A 4,013-nucleotide genomic window follows, 5' to 3' on the forward strand; every position below is an offset into this window, starting at 1 on the left:
GGCGCCCACCACCAACACCTGGGTTCGCATCGGAGTCCTCTCGCTGTTATAAACTAACATGTTAGTTCATAACAGCCAGTGATTGCCGGGGCTGGCGCTAGGGTTGAGCGCCGTGGCCGAAAAGGCGCTGCTGCGCGTGCAACTTGTTGCCCAGACCGACTTCGTCCCGCCGCCGGGCGTGCCGTGGACCACCGATGCCGACGGCGGGCAGGCACTCACCGAGTTCGCCGGTCGCGCCTGCTACCAGAGCTGGTCCAAACCGAACCCGCGGACCGCCACCAACGCCGAGTACCTCAGGCACATCGTCGACGTCGGGCATTTCGCCGTCCTCGAACACGCCAGCGTGACCTTTTACATCACCGGCGTCTCCCGGGGGTGCACCCACGAGTTGATCCGGCATCGACACCTCTCCTGCTCCGAGCTGTCGCAGCGCTACGTGCCCGAACCGGATTCGCAGGTGGTGTTGTCGCCGGAGCTCGGTGACGATCCCGAACTGCAGCAGATCCTCACCACGGCCGCCGATGCCGCCCGCAGCGCCTACAACGAGTTGCTGACCAGGCTTGAGGCTCGCTTCGCCGACCAGCCGAACGCGGTGCTGCGTCGCAAGCAGGCCCGTCAGGCGGCCCGCGCGGTGCTGCCGGAGGCCACCGAGACCCGGGTGGTGGTAACCGGGAACTACCGGTCTTGGCGGCATTTCATCGCGATGCGGGCCAGCGAACACGCCGACGTGGAGCTGCGCCGGCTGGCCATCGCCTGTCTGCGGCGGCTCGCCGAGGTGGCGCCGGCGGTGTTCGGTGATTTCCAGATCGCCACCCTGGCCGACGGCACCGAGGTGGCGACCAGCCCGCTGGCGACCGAGGCCTGAGCCGGCGCAGCCGGCGAGGGGGAGGGAGCCATTTTGGTCGAGCGACCGAGGCCTGAGCCGGGCGGGTAACCTTATCTGCCGTGAGCAGCAGCGGATTCGACGCCCGGGCCCGGTTGGGCACGGTGTTGACGGCGATGGTGACCCCGTTCGGCCCGGACGGGGCGCTGGACACCGCCGCCGCCGCACGCCTGGCCACCCGGCTGGTGGACGCCGGCTGCGACGGGCTGCTGCTGTTCGGCACCACCGGGGAATCACCCACCATGGCGGACGACGAGAAGCTGGCGCTGCTGCGCGCGGTGCTGGACGCCGTCGGTGACCGGGCCCGGATCGTCGCCGGCGCCGGCAGCAACGACACCGCGCACAGCGTGGCGCTGGCCACGGCCTGCGCGGCGGCCGGCGCGCACGGCGTGCTGGCGGTCACCCCGTACTACTCGCGGCCGTCCCAGCGCGGCCTGCTGACCCACTTCACCGCGATCGCCGACGCCACCGACCTGCCGGTGCTGCTCTACGACATCCCGTCCCGGTCGGTGGTGCCGATCGAATTCGACACCATCCGCGCGCTCGCCGAGCATCCGAACATCGTCGGCGTCAAGGACGCCAAGGCCGACCTGGCCGGGGCGACCCCGATCATCGCCGAGACCGGGCTGGCCTACTACTGCGGCGACGACGCGCTCAACCTGCCCTGGCTGGCGGTGGGTGCGGTCGGCTTCGTCAGCGTCTGGGCACACTTCGCGGCCGGACCGCTGCGCGACATGGTGGCGGCGTTCAGCACCGGTGACCTGGAGACCGCCCGCAAGATCTACGTCATGCTCGCGCCGCTGGCCGCGGCGCAGCAGCGGCTGGGCGGGGTGACCATGGCCAAGGCGGGGCTGCGGCTGCTGGGCTTCGACGCCGGCGACCCGCGGCTGCCGCAGCTGCCGGCGACGCCGGAGCAGATCGAGGCGCTCGCCGCCGACATGCGCGCCGCCGCGGTGCTCCGGTGAGCTCGGTGAACGCGAGTGGATGACGTCGGTAAACCACCCGGCCCGCTGACCGCCGGCGGGCTGCGGGTGACCGCGCTGGGCGGGATCAGCGAGATCGGCCGCAACATGACCGTTCTCGAGCACCTGGGCCGGCTGCTGATCATCGACTGCGGGGTGTTGTTTCCCGGTCACGACGAGCCCGGGGTAGACCTGATCCTGCCGGACCTGCGGCACATCGAGAACCGGCTCGACGACGTCGAGGCGCTGGTGCTGACCCACGCGCACGAAGACCACATCGGGGCGATCCCGTTCCTGCTCAAGCTGCGCGGCGACATCCCGGTAGTCGGCTCGAAGTTCACCCTGGCCCTGGTCGCCGCGAAATGCCGGGAGCACCGGATCAAACCGGTCTTCCGGGAGGTCGCGGAGGGGAAGCGCAGCACGCACGGGGTCTTCGAGTGCGAGTACTTCGCGGTCAACCACTCGATCCCGGACGCGTTGGCGATCGCGGTGCACACCGGCGCCGGCACCGTCCTGCACACCGGGGACATCAAGCTCGACCAGCTGCCGCCGGATGGGCGGCCCACCGACCTGCCCGGCATGTCGCGGCTCGGCGACGCCGGCGTCGACCTGTTCCTGTGTGACTCGACCAACGCCGAGATCCCCGGCGTCGGGCCGAGTGAGAGCGAGGTCGGGCCGACCCTGCACCGGCTGATCCGCGGCGCCGACGGGCGGGTGATCGTCGCCTGTTTCGCCTCCAACGTGGACCGGGTGCAGCAGATCATCGACGCCGCGGTGTCGCAGGGCCGGCGGGTGTCGTTCGTCGGCCGGTCGATGGTGCGCAACATGGGGATCGCCCGCGACCTCGGCTTCCTCGACGTCGCCGACGCCGACCTGATCGACATCGGCGCCGCGGAGATGATGCCGCCGGATCGGGTGGTACTGGTCACCACCGGCACCCAGGGCGAGCCGCTGTCCGCGCTGTCCCGGATGTCCCGCGGCGAGCACCGCAGCATCACGCTGACCGCCGGCGACCTGGTGGTGCTCTCCTCGTCGCTGATCCCGGGCAACGAGGAGGCCGTCTACGGGGTCGTCGACGCACTGGCCAAGGTCGGCGCCCGGGTGGTCACCAACGCCCAGGCCCGGGTGCACGTCTCCGGGCACGCCTACGCCGGCGAGCTGCTGTTCCTGTACAACGGCGTCCGGCCGCGCAACGTCATGCCGGTGCACGGCACCTGGCGGATGCTGCGCGCCAACGCGGCCCTGGCCGCGCGCACCGGCGTGACCGAGGAGTCGATCCTGCTGGCCGAGAACGGTGTCAGCGTCGACCTGGTGGCCGGCAAGGCCAGCATCGCCGGGGCGGTGCCGGTCGGCAAGATGTTCGTCGACGGGCTGATCAGCGGCGACGTCGGGGACACCACGCTGGGTGAGCGGCTGAGCCTGTCGTCGGGATTCGTCGCGGTGACCGTGGTGCTGCGCCGCGGGACCGGTAAGCCCGCCGCGCCGCCGCACCTGTATTCGCGCGGCTTCTCCGAAGACCCCAAGGCGCTGGAGCCGGTCGCCCGCAAGGTCGCGGAAGAGCTGGAAACCCTTGCCGCAGAACATGTCACCGATCCGTCCCGGATCGCCCAGGCGGTGCGCCGCACGGTCGGCAAGTGGGTGGGTGAGACCTATCGCCGGCAGCCGATGATCGTGCCGACGGTCATCGAGGTGTGAGCGGTGGGCGTGGTGTGGTCGCTTATGACCGCTCGGGCCGTGTCATCGGCTGGGCTATCGGACCCGCCGGTAGGAGTGCCACCGTTCGCCGGCGGGCAGACGCCGCATCATCTGGGTGACCGCGGCTTCGATGTTTCTTGCCGTCCCCGGGCCCAGCACCGTCCACTGGCCGCCGGCCGAGCCGCCGTGCTCGACCACCACCCGGCCCTCCCGGGTGTCGATGACGGTCACCGCACCCGGTTCGATATGTGTCCGGGTCGGCCGCCCCGTCTCAATGCCTGTTTGCAGCGCGACGATCGACACCTGAACCGACTGTTCGGGGTCCGCGGCGGCCAGCAGGACTCGCAACTGCTTGGCTCCCAACGGCTGCTTCTGCAGAAAGTCATGCAGCGTCGTCGGACTGGCCGCAGCCGCCCGCAATGCGCCCGACTCCAGGGTGACCGGCTGAAAATGCACGGGCGGCAGGATCCCGC

Annotated in this window: 4 protein-coding genes; 3 read left to right on the forward strand and 1 reads right to left on the reverse strand. The window is 70.6% G+C overall.

The window, feature by feature from the left end; all coding sequences use genetic code 11:
* The first annotated feature begins 112 nt into the window (after positions 1-112).
* From thyX to AC2VNT_RS07090, 3 genes are all read left to right on the forward strand, one after another.
* A complete protein-coding gene (gene thyX / locus AC2VNT_RS07080) occupies positions 113-865 on the forward strand; it encodes an FAD-dependent thymidylate synthase (protein ID WP_486946175.1) in 753 nt (250 codons plus the stop codon).
* A gap of 80 nt (positions 866-945) precedes the next feature.
* Entirely contained in the window at positions 946-1,848 is a 903-nt protein-coding gene (gene dapA, locus AC2VNT_RS07085; protein ID WP_486946176.1) for a 4-hydroxy-tetrahydrodipicolinate synthase, read from the forward strand.
* Between the two features lie 15 nt (positions 1,849-1,863).
* The gene (locus AC2VNT_RS07090) at positions 1,864-3,540 is read left to right on the forward strand and encodes a ribonuclease J (protein WP_486946177.1); all 1,677 of its coding nucleotides are present in this window, start codon (positions 1,864-1,866) and stop codon (positions 3,538-3,540) included.
* A gap of 54 nt (positions 3,541-3,594) precedes the next feature.
* Here the strand turns inward: AC2VNT_RS07090 and AC2VNT_RS07095 are convergent.
* Positions 3,595-4,013, reverse strand: a 419-nt coding sequence (locus AC2VNT_RS07095; protein ID WP_486946178.1) for an ESX secretion-associated protein EspG, incomplete at its 5' end; no start/stop codon positions are given.

It is taken from the genome of Mycobacterium sp. TH-M15, assembly GCF_057473705.1.